Genomic DNA, 18587 nt, shown 5'->3' on the forward strand with positions numbered 1-18587 from the left:
ATTAAATTAATAAATATTTAAAATAATGTGAGGAGGTATTTTAAATGAAAAAGATTAGAAGTTATATTTCTAAAATATTAGTACTAAGTCTTATTTTAACAAGTCTCTTATTCAGTGGAGGAACTTATGCTGAAAATTTAGTAGAATATTCACCTCAAAAAATAACTACCACTGCTTATAAGGCAGGAATAGAAAGACCAGAAGATTTTTTTAAAGATAAGGAAAAAGCTAAAGAATGGGAAAGAAAAGAAGCTGAAAGGGTTGAAAAGGGTCTTGAAAAAGTAGAGAAAGAAGCTTTAGCAGAATATAAGAAAAATGCATCAGAAATAAGTAAGTATTCTAGAGAAAGAAATTATTTTTATGACTATGAAATAAAAGAGAATCCTTTTGAAAAAGATTATAAGGATCTTAAAAGTGCGATATCAAAAAACAAGTTAGATAAACCTATGTATGTTTACTATTTTGAATCTGCTGATAGATTTGCTTTTAAGGGCGAAATTAGAGGAAATACAGAAAATGAAATCAGTTTAGAGAAATTTAATGAATTTAAAGATACTGTTCAAGACAGATTATTTAAACAAGACGGATTTAAAGATATATCTTTATATGAACCAGGCAATCAAGACAGTAAACCTACACCATTACTTGTACATTTAAAATTACCTAAAGGAACTGGGATGTTACCATATCAACAAAGTAATGAATCTGTAAGTACACTAATAGAACAAGGATATAGTGTTAAAGTTGATAAAACAGTTCGTATAGTTATAGGCGGAAAACAATATATAAAAGTTGAGGCATCTTTAGTAAGTAGTCTTGATTTTAAAGAAGATGTAGCCAAAGGAGATTCTTGGGGAAAAGAAAATTATAATGACTGGAGTAATAAATTGACTCCTGAACAACTTGCTGATATAAATGGTTATATGCGTGGAGACTATGTCGCTATCAATAAATATCTGTTAGAAAATGGACCAACAAATAATCCTGACCCAAAATTAGATTCTCAAATAAATAATATAGAAAATGCATTAAAAAGTAAGCCTATTCCATCAAATTTAACTGTATATAGAAGAGCTGGAGCTCCTGAATTCGGTTTAGAAATTTCATCACCAGGATACAATTTTAATATAGAAGCAAATGTAAATGCATTTAAGGAAAAATGGGAAGGACAAACATTAACATATCAAAATTTTGTAAGTACTAGTATAGGCAGTGCAAACATGAGTGCATTTGCTCCTAGAAAAATAGTACTACGTATAAGTATACCTAAAGGTTCTCCTGGTGCTTACTTATCAGCTATACCTGGCTATGGTGGAGAATATGAGGTTTTGTTAAACCATGGTAGTAAGTTTAAGATTAATAAAGTTGATACTTATAAAGATAAAACTACAACAAAATTAATTGTTGATGCAACATTATTAAATTAACAATTAATTTAATAATATTTCTAATATAAGGGGGAGAAAAAATGAAGGTACAAATGAAAAATAAAAAATTACTGAGTTTTTTAACACTTACAGCTATCGTTAGTCAAGCTCTAGCATATCCTGTATATGCACAAACTAATAATAATTATCACTCTACTAAGAAAAGAGAAGTTGTAAGTGAAGATACACTCCCAAGTAATGGATTAATGGGATATTATTTCACAGATGAACATTTTAAAGATCTAGAATTAATGGCTCCAATAAAAGATGGTAATTTGAAATTTGAAGAAAAGAAGGTAGATAAGCTTTTAGATAAAGATGTATCAGATGTAAAATCTATACGCTGGACAGGAAGAATAATTCCATCAATGGATGGAGAATATACACTGTCTACTGATAGAGAAGATATCTTGATGCAGATAGATGCTAAAGGTGATGTTGCAAACACAATTAAAGCTAAAATGGAAAAGGGTAAGGAATATAAAATTAGAATAGAATTGCAAGACAACAATCTAGGAACTATAGATAATCTATCGTCACCTAAACTTTATTGGGAATCAAATGGTAACAAAACAATTATACCAGAAGAAAATTTATTTTTAAGAGATTACTCAAAAATAGAGAAAAATGATCCATTTATTCCAAATAATAATTTCTTTGATCCAAATTTGATGTCTGATTGGGAAGATGAAGACTTAGATACAGATAATGATAATATACCAGATGCATATGAAAGAAATGGATATACTATAAAAGACTTAATTGCAGTAAAATGGGAAGATAGTTTTGCAGAACAAGGATATAAAAAATATGTATCAAACTACTTAGAGCCAAATACTGCTGGAGACCCATATACAGATTATGAAAAGGCATCTGGCACATTTGATAAAGCGATAAGTAAAGAAGCAAGAGATCCACTAGTTGCAGCTTATCCAGTAGTTGGAGTTGGTATGGAAAAATTAATATTGTCTACAAATGAGCATGCATCTTCTGATGTTGGTAAAACAGTTTCTAGAGCTACTACAAACAGTAAAACTGATGCAAATACAGTAGGCGTATCTGTTACTGCTGGATATCAAAATGGTTTCACAGGAAGTGTAACAGCAAACTATTCTCATACAACAGATAATTCAACAGCTGTACAAGATAGTAATGGGGAATCTTGGAATACAGGTTTACAAATAAGCAAAAGTGAATCAGCATATATAAATGCTAATGTTAGATACTATAACACAGGTACTGCACCTATGTATAAAGTAACACCAACAACAAACTTAGTGTTAGATGGAGATACACTATCAACTATTAAAGCACAAGAAAATCAAATTGGTAACAATTTATCTCCTAATGACACATATCCTAAAAAAGGGGTATCTCCTTTAGCACTTAATACAATGGACCAGTTCAGTTCTAGATTAATACCATTAAATTATGAACAAATGAAAAAATTAGATTCTGGGAAACAAATTAAACTAGAAACAACGCAAGTAAGTGGAAACTTTGGTACAAAAAACAGTCAAGGACAAATAGTAACAGAAGGAAATAGTTGGTCAGACTATATAAGTCAAGTTGATAGCATATCTGCATCTTTTATACTAGATATAGGAAATGAAACTTATGAGAGACGTGTTGCTGCTAAAGATTCATATGAGCCAGAAGATAAAACTCCAGAACTTACAATTGGTCAAGCAATTGAAAAAGCATTTGGTGCTACTCAAAAAGATGGTTTATTATATTTTAATGGGACACCAATAGATGAAAGTTGTGTTGAACTTGTATTTGATAATTATACAGCTGATACAATTAAAGAGAGATTAAAATCTTTAGATGATAAAAAAATATATAATGTTAAACTTGAGAGAGGTATGAATATACTTATAAAAACACCAACATACTTTACTAATTTTGATGGTTATAACAATTATCCTAGTGAATGGAGTAATATTAATACTATAAATAAAGAAGGCTTACGAGGGGCAGCAAATAAACTCAATGGACAGACTAAGATTACAATACCAATGTCTAAATTAAAACCTTATAAGCGTTATGTTTTTAGTGGATATTCAAAAGATCCTTCAGTATCTAATTCAATATCTGTAAATATAAAAGCAAAGGAAGATAAAACAGATTATTTAGTACCAGAAAAGAATTATACAAAGTTTAGTTATGAATTTGAAACAACTGGAAAAGATTCTTCTGATATAGAAATAACTTTAAATGGTAGTGGAGCAATATTTTTAGATAATTTATCTATTACAGAATTAAATAGTACACCTGAAGTACTTAAAGAGCCAGAGATTAAAGTCCCAACTGATCAAGAAATAATAGATGCACATAAAACATACTATGCAGACTTTGAATGGAATATGAGTACTGGTCAATCTTATTTTAAAGGATATTACTTTAAGCCTACTGATACTAATAAAGATGTACTTAATTATATTAATAAATACCATGTATATGCGACTCTTGAAGATTCTACAGGAAATGGAGTGTACAAAGACATAGGTACTAGAGAAAAAGAAATGCGTAATTATGGAGGAGATGAAAATCAACCTAAAACTAATTATATAAACTTTAAAACTTATGATACAGATTTAGCAAATGTATTAACATATAAGCCAATGAAAATATATGCTGTTACACCTGATAATAGAGAAGTACTCGTTTATGAATATCATAAATAAATATAATTCTCAACCTATTAAACTAATTTAAATAAGGTTATAAGATATAAAAAATTTAAAATATATGAAGTTACTTTAGATAATAGAGAGATACTAGTACTTAGTATTAACTAGTATAAAATAAAGCCACTTCAAACTCCCTAAAATACAATATATAATTTATACCATAAGAAAATTATATTTTTCAACGATTTTCTTATGGTATTTTTTTATTAATTTTAAATATTAGTAAATTTTAAAATTAATTTTATGAAAATGACTCTCTATCTTCCATTTATAGCTCTTTGTAAATCTTCCCCTTATGATTCATCCTTATATAATTTGCTTGCAATTTTATCTGAAGCTTCTCTATCCATTTCATCAAGTACATGAGAATATATATTCAGAGTGGTATTAACATTTGAATGGCCAACTCTTTCTGAAATAACTTTTATAGGTATATGTGAGTTCATAAGTAACGTAACATGTGAATGTCTTAAATCATGAAACCTAATATGAGGAAGTTGCTCATATTCCAGGAATCTTCTAAATCTATGACTTATAACACTTTCATCTATAGGAGAACCCTTCTTATTAATAAATAATAGATTATATTTATTTTCTATATCAATATTCAGTAGCTCTCTTTCTTGCTCCAATTTATGTTTTAATATGAGATTCATTATTTCATCTGGAGCCGATATCTTTCTGATTGAACTCTCAGTTTTGGTATCCTTCAGTATGACTTCTCCATTAACTTTTGCAGTGATTTTCTCTATTGAAATTATTTTTCTCTCAAAGTCTATATTTTCCCATGAAAGACCTAATATTTCAGATATCCTCATACCAAGACCAACACCTAAATTTATATGAAGCTCTAAAGCGGTATTTTTACAGGCTTCTAATAATCTTATTATTTGTTCTTCATCATAAATTTCATTTTTAAATTTCTTTGATTTAACTATATCTATTCCTTTAGTTGGATTTTTATCAATTATTCTTAAGTCAAAAGCATTTTCAAATGCAAGTTTCATTATATTAATGTGTATTTTTAAGGTTTTAGAACTTAGAGTATCTGACAAGGTGTTTATATAATTTTGTATATGTATTGTATCAATATCTTGAACTCTCATTTTACCAAGATATTTTATTATATATTTATTACATATATTGATATATTTACTATAGGTAGTTATGGACCATTTAGATTTATATTCTTCTATAAATGTTTTTAAAAAATTCTCAAATAAAATATTATTTGGGATTAGTATGTTATTTTTATACATACTATCTTTTACTTCGGCCAATCTTTTATTAGCTTCTCTTTTTTTAGTAAAAGAACCCATGTTCTTTTGTTTTTTCTTACCAGTAAGTTCATCTTTATATTCTAAGTAGACTATGTACTTTTTATTTACAATTCTTATGAACCCAGTCATAGAAAACCACCTTTCTTAAAAAGCTTTATATGTTAATTATACCATTAAAAAATAAATAAAAGTGTGATTTTGCTGAATTATAACTGAAAATTATAAGAATATTAATTATATATCCTTGTAATATAAATAGTTATAAAAAAATATCATAGAATTAATAATTCTATGATATTAGTTATTATTTTAATAATTAAATATAAATTTCGATTTTAAGGCATTATAATTTGCCATAGGATAAATTATAAAGCGATAAAAAATATTCGTTTCTAAATGGCTATTAGAAGGTCATTATTTTTTATAGTGACTAATATTAAATTTTGTATAGAATATTCTTAATTATTCGTGTACTATTATCTTAATAGATAAGATTTTTATTAATATAATTATTTTTATTTTACAGTATTAAAATGCAATATACTTTAGGGGGATTTATTATGCAGAAAATACCAGATGCAGAATTAAAAGTAATGAAATTTATTTGGAAGAAAAATGATAATGTGATTTCTAAAGAGGTTATTGAAGCAATGCAAAATGAATATGATTGGAAGCAGACAACTACGCTAACACTTCTATCAAAGCTTGTTAAAAGAAAATTTTTATCAGCTGAAAAAATTGATAGATATACACATTATAAAATTATAATTGAATATAGAGAATACTTAAACTATGTAACAAAAGATTTTGTAAGTAACTTGCATAATAATTCAGTAGGAAGTCTATTTCTTTCATTATATGAAGATAATATCTTAAAAAAAGAAGAATTTGAGCATCTTATAGAAATAGCGAATGATTTGGAGAAATAAATGAATGTTTTATTTGAAAATTTATTAAAGACAACATTAATAAGTAGTTTAGGTATTTGTATATTGATAATTCTCAAAACATGTATATTTAAAATATTTAGTAAAAAGTTTAATTATTATATTTGGCTAATTATTCTTTTTAGAATGTTACTTTTTCCTGTTTCTTGTTCAATTGAATTTAAAACAAAAACAAAAGAAAGTTATACTCTAATTGATAATATAACTAATTTTAATAATAATCATCCAAACAAAAACCTTACACTTTTATTTATATGTATATGGATAATTGGAGTTATATTTTATTTAGCTCGTCTATTAATTAAATATGTAAAATTTAAGAATCTTATTGTTGATACTTCTTTCGAGGTTGAAGATGAAAATATAAATAGTACTTACAGAGAGTTATTATCTGAATTAAATATAAAAAACAATATTCCTCTAAGGTATACAGATGAATTAGCCAGTCCAGCAGGTGTAGGATTATTTAAACCATATATATTTTTATTGGACCTTCCATATGATGGAGAAAATATTTATTGGATTTTAAAACATGAGTTAACACATTTTAAACATAGAGATATCTTGATAAAATTTATAGTAGTCTTTGTAAAAGCTATTTATTGGTTCAATCCTTTTGTTTATATTATGAGCAAGAAAATTGATTCTGATTGTGAACTATGTTGTGATGAAAGTGTTATTAATGAATGTTCATCTAAACAGAAAAAAGAATATGCACTAACTATTTTACGTGCAATTGAGCTAAATAATCTCAATAAAATGGGTATGTTGGCAACAGAGTTTACAAAAACAAATTTAGAGATAAGAATAAAAAGTATTGGAAAAAGAAGAGGTAAACGTGGAATAATCCTTGCTATTCTAATATTTATAGGTTCATGTTTTTCTTTTATTGATGTGAATGCACAAGCACCACTAAAAAAGAAAAGTTTATCTGAAAATAAAACTGTTGTACCAAGTACTGGATTTAGTTTTGAAACTACAGATTATACATATGCGACAGCTCCAGAACATGTAAGAAAACTTTATGAAGAAAAATGTAAAAAAATAGGTGAAGTTCCTAGAGATACTGATAAAATAGAGATATATAATACAGACAATACAATAGAATAATATTCTATATAAACGTTTTTATTAATGTTTTATTTTTAATTATTACTATGATATAATCAGATATATTTATAAAAATTTCACACTGACTGAGTAAAGGTATGTGCTATACATACCTTTTTATTATTAAGGGATATAATACATATTAAATTTAATTTTAAGGCAAGTCTGAAAAGAAATCTTTATACTCTGCATTGAATATATATTTAAGTGCAATTAACACACTTAGCCGAATGCCATATGTACCTGTCTCCATTTGAGCATATGCTGCTCTAGAAACATTGCACCCCATTATTTGTAACTTTGAAGATACTTGCTCTTGTGACAAGCCTGTTTTTTTACGTAACCTTTTTAATGCATTTCCTATAGTATAATTATTTTCTTGATAAAGCCACTGTGACATGGTCTATCCTCCTTAAGTATTTGTAACCGTAGAATTACATATTTTACTTGATATTAGCATAAATATTAGCTATAATTGTAATTGTAGAATTACAATAGGAGGTGTATATACTTGAATAAAAAAAATATAGAGTTATCACAATGGTCAATAGAATATCCACATGAATGGGAAATTGTATGTGGCACTAGAGAAACAGGACCTCAAAATAATTACAAAATTATGTTACTACTTGAAAAAGCTGGTTTTCAAGAGTTAAGTTACATGATTTCGTGTAGACTAAATTGCCTTCTTAATGATGAGAATAAAATAGACATAGAATAAATATTACTTAGGCTTACTTAACTTAAGGCAAGTCTGAAAAAAAATCCCCATATTCTGCATCAAATATCTGTTTAAGTGCAACTAACACACTTATCCGAATACCATATGTACCTTTTTCCATCTGAGCATATGCTGCTCTAGAAACATTGTACCCCATTGTTTGTAATTTTGAGGACACCTGTTCTTGTGATAAACCCATTCTTTTACGCAATCTTTTTAATGCACTTCCTATATTATAATTGTCGTCTTGATAAAACCATTGATGCATAGTCTATCCTCCTTTTTAATTTTGTAATTGTAGAGTTACTCTTTTTGAGTTTAACAGAAAAACAGATTATAATTGTAATTGTAGAATTACAATTATATATATATATAAATAATTTTTTAAGATATGTTTTATTTAAGAATTTGTTGATTTATCTATAATGAAGAATTTAATTCAAATATATTTTGACCTATATAGAAAAATTTATGTTATTAATATAAAATATAAATTAAGAGGAAAGTTACATGCGTTTAGATGAGTTGGTAATCTGAAGATCCAATGCTGAAAAACTGATATTGTTACTTATAGAAGAGCCTTTATAACATGAAGAATATAAAGTACTTATAAGCTTTATCCTTATATCTATTATTTATGTTTATACTGCTTCATGTATAAATACAGAATTACAAAAAGTATGTAATAGATAAAATTAATTTAAAGTGAACTGGAGGACAAAGAATGTCTTACATATATGAACCAAGAGATGATTATGAAAAGAAAATACTAAAAGAATATGATAAATTAAATAAGAGAAAATATGAGGATAAATACAGAAATTTTGATGTTTCTCAATTATATAGAGATATAACAAGTGAAGATGTATTTATACGAATTTGTATGAGGGAAAGAAACTTAAAGCGAAAAATAGTTTTTATAATTATAACAATTATAAGTATTCTGATGTATTTATTTTTAAGTATTAATGTCTATCATGCTTCTAATTCACCATTACAATATTTATTTGTTTTTGGTATAGTGTTATTTACTTGTTTACTATACTTAAAGATAAGGGAAATAAATATAAAATATAAACATTATGATTTAATTGATTTTAGTGCATTAAATGTATTAGAGGATATAAAAAATACCAGGTGTACAGAAATAAAAAAAGAGTTCTTTGAAGATCTTTAAATAAATAACATGTACTCAATAATACATAATAAAGGAAGGCTATATATATGTCATATATTTATAAATTTGGTAATGCTGAAGAGCAAATGATGAATGATTTCTATAAAAATTATAGAGCGGATTATAAAGCTGATTATTGTAATTTAGAACTACATGAATCTATAGAAAAAATAGAAGAAGATAAACTAAACATAGGTATGTTACTTGAATATAATAAGAATATTGAGTTTGGTTCCTATATTAAAATTGCTGTTATAGCGATTCTCTTTATTAGTATTTCAAGCTTTTTAGCATATAATACTTTTAATTCATTAATAAGGATTTTATTCATCATAAGTATAATCACTTGTATATATATCGTATTTAAGATTAAAGATAATAAAGTCAAAATATAGAAAATATGAATTAATGGCATTTGGCAAATTAAAAATATTAGATGAAATCCATCTAGAAAATCTTGAAAAAGTAAAATTAGAACATTATTAATAGTAGGCTATTTGAAGGGTAATATAAATTTACTGCCTTTCAAATAGTCTACTTAATTTTTAGATATTTTTTCAATTCATCATTATCTATTTTTTAAAATTTGAATTGCTCTTGGTTTGTTTGATTCTCTTTTAATATATCCTTTAGCTTCTAGCTTATTTAAGTTCTCATATACAGATGAAGTTGAACTAAGACCAACAGCATGGCAAATATCTCTGATAGAAGGAGGATATCCTTTTATTGATATTTCTTTTTTTATCACATCTAAAATTAGAAGCTGATTGTCTGATAAATCTTTACTCATATATACACATCCCTTTACTGTTGTAAAACGTACGTTCGATTATAAGGTAAAAATAAGTGTTATGCTAATTTTATATATTCCTCATAATCTATCTCACATCCAGAATAACCTTCAGAATATGGATCTTGATAGCATAATATTTCTTCATTACATATAGCATTATTTAAAATCTTTTTATTAAGTAGTTTAATATAGCAATCATTTTCATACTCCCAAGCTTGAAGAATTTCAATATGTATCCCATCATCTGTTATATAATCAGTTATATAATATTTTGTCATAAAGTTCACCTCTCATTAATAAAATAATATATTTTACTATATTATAACATATAATTGTCCTGTTATTGTGTATTTTAAGAAGATTATAAGTTGCCTTAATAATAATATATTGCTATAAAAATATTTTATTTCAACATACAAAATAAGAGTGTGAACCTATTCTAAGACAAAATACTAAAACAAACTTAGATTAAATGCTATAATAAAGCTAAATAAATTAATGTTGAAAGGAGTAATATTATGAAAGAGCATGAATTAGAGCTGGATGTAAGTATCTCCATACCAATTTTAACAGTTATCTTTTATATGACTATAGTTTCAAGTTTATCTGCTCTGAATAGCTTTAACAACATAAAATATATACCAATAAATGAACTAGGTTTGACCATTGGATTTGTTATATTTAACCTTATACTGAACTCTATATTTATAGAATTTACCTACATTTAATTATAGCAGCTATTGATGAATTATTTCTGCTATAATTCAAATTTATTTTGACATACCAGATTATTTTTTATATAATTAAAGCATAAACATTCAATGTTTATACTTGCGATATACATGTTTAAATTGTACTATGTTAGTTATAAAATGCCATGCTTAAATTATATGGAATTTTGTTTAAATTGTACTATGTTAGTTATAAAAGACTATGCTTAAATTGCATAATATTTTGTTTAAATTATACTATGTTAGTTATAAAACCTTATGCTTAAATTGCATAATATTTGTTTAAATTATACTATGTTAGTTATAAAATTCTATGCTTAAACTATAGTTATATTGCAAGTTGTTTAAATTATACTAAATTAGTTTTATGTAAAGAGTTGTAAATATATTATATTTACAACTCTTTTTTGTTACAATATTTTTTAATTTAACAAATTAGTTTTCATAAACTATATTTTGATTGTAAATTACACTATACCATTTTCCATCACAATATTTATAAATTTCTTTATTAGCATACCTTCCATCACTATATTTCACTGCATAATAGCCATCTTCAAATTCATATTTTTCAAATTCATATGTTACTGTTGCACCACTTCTTGATCTATCTATTATTGTTGTTAGAAAAGAAATTATTTCACCATTTTCATCACATTTAGCAACATAATAGCCAGGCATTGATTTAAAAGTCTGTCCATTTAATTTTTTTAATTCATATGGAATATCATTGAACTCTTTTAGTTCAATAGCTTTAACAAACTCCTTATTTAATATCTCATATTTTATATTGTATTTCTTCAATTTATTCAAATTTATTTTATATTCAAATTTATTTTCATTCGTTGATGATTCTGATAGTTTACATATTTTAGTATCCATCAATACACCAAATAAAGTATGGTAGTCATCTTCATTTATAGATTTATGCTTGTCTCTATCTAAACAAAATGAATTTTTATTAAAATAATTAACATATACAATATTATTATCTAAAAATTCTCTATTTCTTTTGATAACATTTTCTATTTTTCCTACATATTCGCTACACACATTATTAAATTCTTTTTCAAAGATTTTTTCATATTTCTCAATATCTGATATTGAAATAATATTATTAGAATCAATATCATCTTTTAAATCATTTTTAATTTTCTCAATATCATAATTAATCAATATAAGGTCACCTAGTTCATCTAGACTAGTTTCGATTGCAATAAGAATAATATGCTTAGCTTCTTCGTCTTTCTCATTAATATTTTTTAATTTTTCAATACATGAAGCTAATAGAAACTTCATTCTTTTTATGCTTGCATATTTAAAAAGACTATCTGCATATCCTTTATCAATCGAATTATCCATTGAAATGAATTTTAACATAGACTTTACCATATAATAGTGCCTATCTAACATTTCATTTAAGATTCTTTTTTTTAAGTCATTTAAAGTTCTTGTCTTATCCATTTAAAACAACTCCTATTTTTTATATTTTAATTATAACTCTTATTAGTAAAATTGTTATTGTAATAGGTATAAAAAGTTAAATAAATTAACTTTTTACACTTCTAAATTATTTTGACTCATATAACCTATTAAACATTTAATTATGGTATCTTCATATTCATAAATAGTTTCTATATTGTAATCTTCCCAATCTCCATACTTGCAGCTATCAATACTAATATATTTAATTTTTTCTGTCATTCTTAGATATATATTTGTATCATCATATAAAGTAATGCAAACGCTATTACTTGTTTTTCCATTCCATGTTTTTTGCAAGTAAAGATATTCATTCACATTTATATAATCATCTTCTAACATTGCTTTTTTTACTAATTCAGCTATTGTATTTATCTTATTTTCATTCATATTATTATCTCCTATTAACTTTGTTGACAAGCAGCTTATTTTTAATTGCTATTAATCTAGCTACACTATAATGCATGTTTATTTAAGGTATATAGTTGAAATCCAAAACATATGTTTGTATATATTTTACTTTAAACCATTCTGTACTATCATATTTATATATAGATTCTTTATCTCCATATTTTATGATATAATACCCAGGTATAAAGTCATATGTCCCAAAATCATATGTATAATTTTTATCATTTATTGGAATTGTTTTTAAAAGAAATGATTCTATTTGTCCATATTCATTACATTTTGCTATATAAAACTCAGAAGGTTTTTTTTGTAGTGTTAGAACAGTATTATTTAGTAAATCTAAAATTATAGGCATGTTATCCAGTTTGATTAGATTTTTTGTAATCCCAGTTTCAAGAAGTTCATAATTTCTGTTATATAAATCTAATCCCTTTAAGTATACTTTTATATCATATTCACTGTCACTAATTTCTCTTATGTGTTTATCTATACCTGAGTTGATTATAAAATTTTCTATTTTATTTAGTGTATTTACTTTACTTTCAAGTATAAAAGAATTTATATTTATTGAATATACAACCTTGTCTTTCATAAATTCATATTTTTCATTTTTTTTATGTTCTAAAATTCTTTCACATCTTTTTTCAAGTTCTTTAGTGTCATAGCCTAAGAAAGAGAGTTCTTCTATTATGATATCATATTCCTTAGCATCTTTTAGATTAATAAAATCTAAATTGCTTATTTTAGCCCAATATTTAGTAATTGAATTTAAAAGATATTTTATTCTACAATCTTTAATTATATTTTTTAACTTTTTTTTAAACTCATTAGTATTAAATCCTAATTCCTCAAGATTACTAATATATATAGATATTAATTTCTGGTATGATTCTAGATTATTATAATTAATCATATCAAACAGTCTATTACAAGAGTTTATTAAATAATCTACCCTAAGTTTTTCTAGGTCTTTAATCTCATCATCTCTAATTATACCCTTCATTACAAGTTCTATAGCAAATGTTAGAGCATAATTGTATGTAGATTTATCCATATCATATTGTTTAATCTCATGAAATTTATCTATAAACACTTGATTTTTATATTGCTTACTATAGATATTTTTTCTTATACACTTAAATTCTTTTAAACTTTCTACCCCACAAAAATCAAATATTTTTCTTAAAAGGACCTTATCTTTTTCTATTCTTTTTGAGCTCCAGTGATTCAATTTTATGTCATAAAAGCAATTGGTTTTATTATTGTCTATATTAACATATAAACAATGTCTAGGTTTTGAATAATATACTCCTAGTATCATTATATATTCCTCCTAATTATTCTATTGTTTAAAATATTCCTCAAATATACTTAATATAATCTTTGATTGTTTAGCTGTAAGTTTGGGTAAACGAGGATCTCGGATTGTAATAGGTTCTTCACCTAAAATTTGATATTTACTATTATCTTCATCATTAAGCCAGTCTAAAGCTTCTTTCTCAGTTTTCTTTTTTTCCATCCAAAGTTTGCCTAATGAGTTGTCTATACAGATATAGTATTTATCATCCTTATACAGATATAAACCTATAATATTATTTTTTACAATACGATCAAACGCATCTTTATCTACATTTTGTATATTCATACCTCTTCCTCCAATTGGCTAATATCTATTAAACTCAAATGGTTCTTTATGACGTATCTCACACTCTAATATTTCTGCTACAAAAACTTTTTCTGATACATCTCCTGGATAATTAGATATAAAATATTCTTTAAATGCATCTCTATAATCCTCTAAATACACATAAGGTGGTAAATACCTTTTCCAATCACTCATTTTTAATAATTCATCAAAATACTCCATTATTTTATCTCTCCTTTTAATTTTGCTGACAAGCAGCTTATTTTTATTTGTATTAAAAAAATACATTATTTCACCTCATATATAATATGGGGCAAATATAATTTTTTTTTGAAAATAATATTATTGTAGGAATTCACATTATAGAGTTTTAAAATAGCACTTGATTTACTTTATGAATACTGTAAGTTAAGAAAAATACTTATTTTACAGGGATGCAACTCAAGGTTGACAAAAAATATAGTCAAATTGATAGTATGCAACCTGCGTATTTGTTAAGATTTTAGTATAAAGGTTGAGGAGGAGAAAAATGGATATATCTGAAAAAATCTTAAAATTAAGAAAAGCACATAATTTATCTCAGGAACATTTAGCAGAGCAGCTTAGTGTGTCAAGACAAAGTGTATCAAAATGGGAAACAGGTCAATCAATACCAGAAACAGAAAAATTAATAGTTTTAGGTGAAATATTTAATGTTACAATAGATTATCTTTTGAAACCATCTGAAATAGATGAAATATCAATTAGAACAGAAATTTTAGAGAAGCAACAACAACAGTTAGTCGAAAAGGAAAGAAAAAATGATAGGGTTAGATTTATTGTATTAAGTTGTCTCGCAATATATTTAATTGCATTCTCTATCTATATTATTGGCCACTTCTACTTTGAAATATGGAATCCAAGTATAATATTAAGTGAATTTGCAATAGCAACTGCAATAGCAATTGCTATTAATTTAAAACATAAGTATAGAACTAATAAAAATTCATCAAATGGCTAGATATATTGATTATTATTTATAATAGAATTAAAGTCCTTACAATCCATTTATTTAGATTATGAGGGCTTTTTTACTAGATATATTTAAATTGGTGTTTAGAGAATAGTATAGGTGAAATTTTTAGTCATCTTCTTCCCAGTTTTTTACCCACTCTTCTAATGAGGTTAACTTTTCATCTGTTAATTCTTCTTGAAATAATGACACTAAAAGGCTTTTTATAGAGTTGCACCCTAAGAGCTTATGTATTTTTTGCGATATAAATTCAGAATACTTATCTTCTTTAATTGAAATTGTATAGTATGTACATTGACTTGTTTCTTGAATATATAAGAATCTTTTATTTGATAACTTAGACAAAGTCTTTAGTGTTGTTTTTTCTGACCAGCTATATTTTTCTTTCATATAATTAACAACATCATATGATTTTACCCCTGTATCTAAACTCCAAATAAATTTCATTATAATTAATTCTGATTTTGATAATCTTCTCAAATACATAATTATCGCCCCAATCATTTGTTTATTTAATTAAATGTTACAGCAATAATTTTATATAATCAAATCCAATTATTACCATATATTTACTGTGCATTGAATGGCTATATCTTCTGAGTCTTTATTCTTAATGTCAACTAAATCAATAACTTCATGCATATTATTAACTTGTTCTATAGCATAAATGTCATATTTTAAAATGTTTTAGAAAAACTAAAGATTTTTTATGTAATATAGATTGTCAAAATAATGAAGTTAATAAAATTATTAATAAAATGTAATAAGATACATATATTAATTGAACAAGTCCTATGGTATAAATAGCCTAGAAAGACACCTATTATCATTGCATTGATGCCTTGTAATAGATTTAAATGATATATACTAAATAAAAAAGAAGATAATATTATAGACTTGAAAGCATTACAATTATCAAGTAGATTATTTAATATAAATTTCCTATAAATTAATTCTTCTGCGATAGGAGCAATTAAACAAGTCTGAATAAATAAAGATAATAAATAAATGATAAGTTTAGATGAAGTATCAAGTATTAAGTTTAATTTCGGGAGTACAGAATATAGACTTAAATTTAAAAAAGTATTTTCAAGTTTACTTAGTAGTATTGAATTTGTAACCATTATAAAAAGTAGTATTGTTATGTAGTGTGTAATTTTCTTTTTATTATTTTTATATTTAATCTTAATGATATCTACTGGGAACTTATATATTAAAACATACATATTGTAATATATTAGTACTAATAGTACTATATTTAAAACCGAATACACATACACATTAGTAACTCTATTTGTTATTATAGTTACTAACGACGTAGATGTCAAAATTAATATTGTATGTATGATTGTTATCAAAAAAATGTCTCTATACTTTCTCATAAAAGCTCCTATTCATAATTATTGGCCAATAAAACTTATTGACCAATAATTTATATCATTTGCATTTATTATAATTATTATATTTTTGTACTATATCAGATAGCTTATCACTTAATAGTAATCTTCTATCCTTTACTAAGACAAATGCAATCATTTTATTTTTAAATAATTTAAATTCTCGATAGCTGGTAAGACTATTTTCATTTAAAACTATTAATATATTTTTTATATCTTCTTCTGTCTGAATTAATATTTCTACTAGATTTTGCTCTGAAGGATTGCAATAAATAATATCAAATCTTTTCAAGTCTTCCTCATCATTGTTTTTATAGAGTTGGTAAAAATATATCCTTGGAATAACACCATTATCTTTATTGAAATAACATATATTCATCATATTTTTAAACTCTATATATACATTAGTTAATATTAACTCGTCTTGATTAATTTTATCCTGGTCTGCTAATACATCTATAAAAATATCATTCTCATTATCATAATAAAAACTATATCCTGGATTTATAATTCTTTGCCCTCTTTTTAATGCAAATTTTTTTATATTATTAATCTTTTTGATTTTACTTTTGGGAGTTACATTTTCTATATCTTTTGGATCTAGTCTTATAAGCTGTTCTGATGTACAAAATCTAAGTATTTTAATATATTCATCCACTGAATAGCTTTTTAACATTGATTATATTCCCACCTTCTATATACATTGTTTTAATTAAAAAGAGATAGCTCTAAGTAGAACTATCTAAAATATACGACCAGATAATTGTTTCTTTTCTTTATCTATTTTTCTTAATAATACAGTTATTTCTTTTCCTATTTCTAAATTAACATTTCTTTTTACAGGATAATTACATGCTATAGTTAATCCTCTTCTAAGTTCAAGATATATTAGTTTTTCTGAAAGCTCCTTTATCTTTGCTATATATACACCTCTTTCTGAATAATATTTTTTATCAATAATATATTTATCAAATATGTCTTCTTCAAGTTCTTTTCTACTTAAAAAGCATCCTTCTTCATCTAATTTTAATATCTTTAAATTTACTTCATCGCCTATTTCAAAGTAATCTTGTATTCTATAAACTCTAGAGTTAGATATATCTCTTTTTCCAATAGTACCTATTTGGCCATCAAATTCTGTCACAGCATAATAATCATTTACATCTATAACTTTAGCTAATACAATATCATTTACATTATGAGGTCTAGCTTTTCTTAATATTTCTAATGCTCTTTTTCTAGAAGCATAAACAACCTCATTTTCTTCATCTATAGATGTTACCAAATATGATACAGTAGAACCAACCATTCTTCTTAAACCTCTTACTTTAGCAGCTATAAGTTGACTCCCTTCCAATTTTCTAACAGATAAAGGTAAATATAAATCCATTTCTTCTACATGTATTTTTATCTTTAATTCATCTTTGTAAGCACAAGCATATATATCACCATTTTTGTTTTCTCTTTCTACAGATTGTATTACACAAGTATCAATATATCTTTGATACATTAAATCTCTATATTCAGATATTTTTTGTCTTTCTCCAGTATAATTATTTCTTCTTTTAGGTTGTTCAATTAATGTATTTTCTTCTTTAGTAGTTACATTTGTACTATCAACATTTACTTCTTCAATTTCATTTATTTTGTCTTTCTCCATAAATTGTATCAACTCTGAATCTGGAAGCTCGATACTTCTAACTTCATTACTTTCCTCTATTTTTACTGTTTCCTCATTTATTCTTATTTCTTCCATTTTTT

General features: G+C 25.0%; 23 protein-coding genes. 9 read left to right on the top strand and 14 right to left on the bottom strand.

Translation table 11 applies throughout. The annotated features are described in order from the left end of the window. Positions 1-44: 44 nt before the first annotated feature. Positions 45-1427: an ADP-ribosyltransferase gene (locus tag ACTG46_RS20740; RefSeq protein ID WP_102822212.1), complete on the top strand. Its 1383-nt coding sequence runs from the start codon at positions 45-47 to the stop codon at positions 1425-1427. Between the two features lie 41 nt (positions 1428-1468). Continuing rightward, positions 1469-4114 carry a binary toxin-like calcium binding domain-containing protein gene (locus ACTG46_RS20745; protein ID WP_479924288.1) on the top strand — a complete coding sequence of 882 codons (2646 nt, stop codon included), beginning with the start codon at positions 1469-1471 and terminating at the stop codon, positions 4112-4114. Positions 4115-4413: 299 nt separating this feature from the next. Here the strand turns inward: ACTG46_RS20745 and ACTG46_RS20750 are convergent, their stop codons facing one another. Beyond that, positions 4414-5529, bottom strand: a complete 1116-nt coding sequence (locus tag ACTG46_RS20750) for a tyrosine-type recombinase/integrase (protein WP_102822214.1) — start codon at positions 5527-5529, stop codon at positions 4414-4416. Between the two features lie 431 nt (positions 5530-5960). Between ACTG46_RS20750 and ACTG46_RS20755 the strand changes: the two genes are divergently transcribed. Both ACTG46_RS20755 and ACTG46_RS20760 read left to right on the top strand, forming a co-directional pair. Next, a complete protein-coding gene (locus ACTG46_RS20755) occupies positions 5961-6329 on the top strand; it encodes a BlaI/MecI/CopY family transcriptional regulator (protein WP_479924289.1) in 369 nt (122 codons plus the stop codon). Continuing rightward, positions 6330-7457 (top strand): M56 family metallopeptidase, encoded by a 1128-nt coding sequence (locus tag ACTG46_RS20760; protein WP_102822216.1) that lies wholly within the window; start codon positions 6330-6332, stop codon positions 7455-7457. A gap of 154 nt (positions 7458-7611) precedes the next feature. On the opposite strand, the gene ACTG46_RS20765 is transcribed toward ACTG46_RS20760, so the two are convergent. Beyond that, entirely contained in the window at positions 7612-7857 is a 246-nt protein-coding gene (locus ACTG46_RS20765) for a helix-turn-helix transcriptional regulator (protein ID WP_021383412.1), read from the bottom strand. Positions 7858-7968: 111 nt separating this feature from the next. Here ACTG46_RS20765 and ACTG46_RS20770 point away from each other — a divergent pair, with 111 nt between their 5' ends. Further along, entirely contained in the window at positions 7969-8178 is a 210-nt protein-coding gene (locus ACTG46_RS20770) for a hypothetical protein (protein WP_021383397.1), read from the top strand. A 22-nt stretch (positions 8179-8200) separates the two neighbouring features. On the opposite strand, the gene ACTG46_RS20775 is transcribed toward ACTG46_RS20770, so the two are convergent. Further along, entirely contained in the window at positions 8201-8446 is a 246-nt protein-coding gene (locus ACTG46_RS20775; RefSeq protein WP_021383410.1) for a helix-turn-helix transcriptional regulator, read from the bottom strand. Positions 8447-8902: 456 nt separating this feature from the next. Between ACTG46_RS20775 and ACTG46_RS20780 the strand changes: the two genes are divergently transcribed. Together ACTG46_RS20780 and ACTG46_RS20785 are read left to right on the top strand one after the other, a co-directional pair. Continuing rightward, entirely contained in the window at positions 8903-9355 is a 453-nt protein-coding gene (locus ACTG46_RS20780; protein ID WP_021383436.1) for a hypothetical protein, read from the top strand. 47 nt (positions 9356-9402) lie between these two features. Further along, positions 9403-9750, top strand: a complete 348-nt coding sequence (locus tag ACTG46_RS20785; RefSeq protein WP_102822218.1) for a hypothetical protein — start codon at positions 9403-9405, stop codon at positions 9748-9750. 173 nt (positions 9751-9923) lie between these two features. Here the strand turns inward: ACTG46_RS20785 and ACTG46_RS20790 are convergent, their stop codons facing one another. Beyond that, positions 9924-10145 (bottom strand): LexA family protein, encoded by a 222-nt coding sequence (locus tag ACTG46_RS20790; protein WP_021383390.1) that lies wholly within the window; start codon positions 10143-10145, stop codon positions 9924-9926. A gap of 59 nt (positions 10146-10204) precedes the next feature. Beyond that, positions 10205-10426, bottom strand: coding sequence for a hypothetical protein (locus ACTG46_RS20795; RefSeq protein WP_021383424.1), 222 nt, complete (start codon positions 10424-10426; stop codon positions 10205-10207). Between the two features lie 240 nt (positions 10427-10666). Here ACTG46_RS20795 and ACTG46_RS20800 point away from each other — a divergent pair, with 240 nt between their 5' ends. Then, the gene (locus ACTG46_RS20800) at positions 10667-10876 is read left to right on the top strand and encodes a hypothetical protein (protein WP_479918814.1); all 210 of its coding nucleotides are present in this window, start codon (positions 10667-10669) and stop codon (positions 10874-10876) included. A gap of 438 nt (positions 10877-11314) precedes the next feature. On the opposite strand, the gene ACTG46_RS20805 is transcribed toward ACTG46_RS20800, so the two are convergent. From ACTG46_RS20805 to ACTG46_RS20825, 5 genes are all read right to left on the bottom strand, one after another. Continuing rightward, on the bottom strand, positions 11315-12343 hold the full coding sequence (locus ACTG46_RS20805; RefSeq protein ID WP_172693300.1) for a hypothetical protein: 1029 nt from the start codon (positions 12341-12343) through the stop codon (positions 11315-11317). A 93-nt stretch (positions 12344-12436) separates the two neighbouring features. Beyond that, on the bottom strand, positions 12437-12751 hold the full coding sequence (locus ACTG46_RS20810) for a hypothetical protein (RefSeq protein ID WP_172693301.1): 315 nt from the start codon (positions 12749-12751) through the stop codon (positions 12437-12439). Positions 12752-12833: 82 nt separating this feature from the next. Further along, a complete protein-coding gene (locus tag ACTG46_RS20815; protein ID WP_021383369.1) occupies positions 12834-14093 on the bottom strand; it encodes a hypothetical protein in 1260 nt (419 codons plus the stop codon). A gap of 21 nt (positions 14094-14114) precedes the next feature. Next, positions 14115-14417 (bottom strand): hypothetical protein, encoded by a 303-nt coding sequence (locus ACTG46_RS20820; RefSeq protein WP_172693304.1) that lies wholly within the window; start codon positions 14415-14417, stop codon positions 14115-14117. Positions 14418-14435: 18 nt separating this feature from the next. Beyond that, entirely contained in the window at positions 14436-14639 is a 204-nt protein-coding gene (locus tag ACTG46_RS20825; RefSeq protein WP_172693305.1) for a hypothetical protein, read from the bottom strand. Between the two features lie 307 nt (positions 14640-14946). On the opposite strand from ACTG46_RS20825, the gene ACTG46_RS20830 reads away from it, so the two are divergent. After that, on the top strand, positions 14947-15417 hold the full coding sequence (locus ACTG46_RS20830; RefSeq protein ID WP_479924290.1) for a helix-turn-helix domain-containing protein: 471 nt from the start codon (positions 14947-14949) through the stop codon (positions 15415-15417). A 120-nt stretch (positions 15418-15537) separates the two neighbouring features. Here ACTG46_RS20830 and ACTG46_RS20835 read toward each other — a convergent pair whose 3' ends face one another. From ACTG46_RS20835 to ACTG46_RS20850, 4 genes are all read right to left on the bottom strand, one after another. Next, positions 15538-15915: a BlaI/MecI/CopY family transcriptional regulator gene (locus tag ACTG46_RS20835; RefSeq protein WP_021383393.1), complete on the bottom strand. Its 378-nt coding sequence runs from the start codon at positions 15913-15915 to the stop codon at positions 15538-15540. Between the two features lie 221 nt (positions 15916-16136). After that, positions 16137-16811 (bottom strand): CPBP family intramembrane glutamic endopeptidase, encoded by a 675-nt coding sequence (locus tag ACTG46_RS20840; protein WP_479924291.1) that lies wholly within the window; start codon positions 16809-16811, stop codon positions 16137-16139. 55 nt (positions 16812-16866) lie between these two features. Next, a complete protein-coding gene (locus ACTG46_RS20845) occupies positions 16867-17502 on the bottom strand; it encodes a hypothetical protein (protein ID WP_102822224.1) in 636 nt (211 codons plus the stop codon). A 66-nt stretch (positions 17503-17568) separates the two neighbouring features. After that, positions 17569-18582, bottom strand: coding sequence for a S1 RNA-binding domain-containing protein (locus tag ACTG46_RS20850; RefSeq protein WP_102822225.1), 1014 nt, complete (start codon positions 18580-18582; stop codon positions 17569-17571). Positions 18583-18587: the final 5 nt, after the last annotated feature.

This window comes from Clostridioides sp. LIBA-7678 (assembly GCF_056716065.1).

Excerpts from the sequence above, each read along its gene's own strand:
- ACTG46_RS20740 (WP_102822212.1), top strand. The coding sequence starts at position 45 with ATGAAAAAGATTAGAAGTTATATTTCTAAAATATTAGTACTAAGTCTT.
- ACTG46_RS20745 (WP_479924288.1), top strand. The coding sequence starts at position 1,469 with ATGAAGGTACAAATGAAAAATAAAAAATTACTGAGTTTTTTAACACTT.
- ACTG46_RS20750 (WP_102822214.1), bottom strand. The coding sequence starts at position 5,529 with ATGACTGGGTTCATAAGAATTGTAAATAAAAAGTACATAGTCTACTTA.
- ACTG46_RS20755 (WP_479924289.1), top strand. The coding sequence starts at position 5,961 with ATGCAGAAAATACCAGATGCAGAATTAAAAGTAATGAAATTTATTTGG.
- ACTG46_RS20760 (WP_102822216.1), top strand. The coding sequence starts at position 6,330 with ATGAATGTTTTATTTGAAAATTTATTAAAGACAACATTAATAAGTAGT.
- ACTG46_RS20765 (WP_021383412.1), bottom strand. The coding sequence starts at position 7,857 with ATGTCACAGTGGCTTTATCAAGAAAATAATTATACTATAGGAAATGCA.
- ACTG46_RS20775 (WP_021383410.1), bottom strand. The coding sequence starts at position 8,446 with ATGCATCAATGGTTTTATCAAGACGACAATTATAATATAGGAAGTGCA.
- ACTG46_RS20780 (WP_021383436.1), top strand. The coding sequence starts at position 8,903 with ATGTCTTACATATATGAACCAAGAGATGATTATGAAAAGAAAATACTA.
- ACTG46_RS20785 (WP_102822218.1), top strand. The coding sequence starts at position 9,403 with ATGTCATATATTTATAAATTTGGTAATGCTGAAGAGCAAATGATGAAT.
- ACTG46_RS20790 (WP_021383390.1), bottom strand. The coding sequence starts at position 10,145 with ATGAGTAAAGATTTATCAGACAATCAGCTTCTAATTTTAGATGTGATA.
- ACTG46_RS20795 (WP_021383424.1), bottom strand. The coding sequence starts at position 10,426 with ATGACAAAATATTATATAACTGATTATATAACAGATGATGGGATACAT.
- ACTG46_RS20800 (WP_479918814.1), top strand. The coding sequence starts at position 10,667 with ATGAAAGAGCATGAATTAGAGCTGGATGTAAGTATCTCCATACCAATT.
- ACTG46_RS20805 (WP_172693300.1), bottom strand. The coding sequence starts at position 12,343 with ATGGATAAGACAAGAACTTTAAATGACTTAAAAAAAAGAATCTTAAAT.
- ACTG46_RS20810 (WP_172693301.1), bottom strand. The coding sequence starts at position 12,751 with ATGAATGAAAATAAGATAAATACAATAGCTGAATTAGTAAAAAAAGCA.
- ACTG46_RS20815 (WP_021383369.1), bottom strand. The coding sequence starts at position 14,093 with ATGATACTAGGAGTATATTATTCAAAACCTAGACATTGTTTATATGTT.
- ACTG46_RS20820 (WP_172693304.1), bottom strand. The coding sequence starts at position 14,417 with ATGAATATACAAAATGTAGATAAAGATGCGTTTGATCGTATTGTAAAA.
- ACTG46_RS20825 (WP_172693305.1), bottom strand. The coding sequence starts at position 14,639 with ATGGAGTATTTTGATGAATTATTAAAAATGAGTGATTGGAAAAGGTAT.
- ACTG46_RS20830 (WP_479924290.1), top strand. The coding sequence starts at position 14,947 with ATGGATATATCTGAAAAAATCTTAAAATTAAGAAAAGCACATAATTTA.
- ACTG46_RS20835 (WP_021383393.1), bottom strand. The coding sequence starts at position 15,915 with ATGTATTTGAGAAGATTATCAAAATCAGAATTAATTATAATGAAATTT.
- ACTG46_RS20840 (WP_479924291.1), bottom strand. The coding sequence starts at position 16,811 with ATGAGAAAGTATAGAGACATTTTTTTGATAACAATCATACATACAATA.
- ACTG46_RS20845 (WP_102822224.1), bottom strand. The coding sequence starts at position 17,502 with ATGTTAAAAAGCTATTCAGTGGATGAATATATTAAAATACTTAGATTT.
- ACTG46_RS20850 (WP_102822225.1), bottom strand. The coding sequence starts at position 18,582 with ATGGAAGAAATAAGAATAAATGAGGAAACAGTAAAAATAGAGGAAAGT.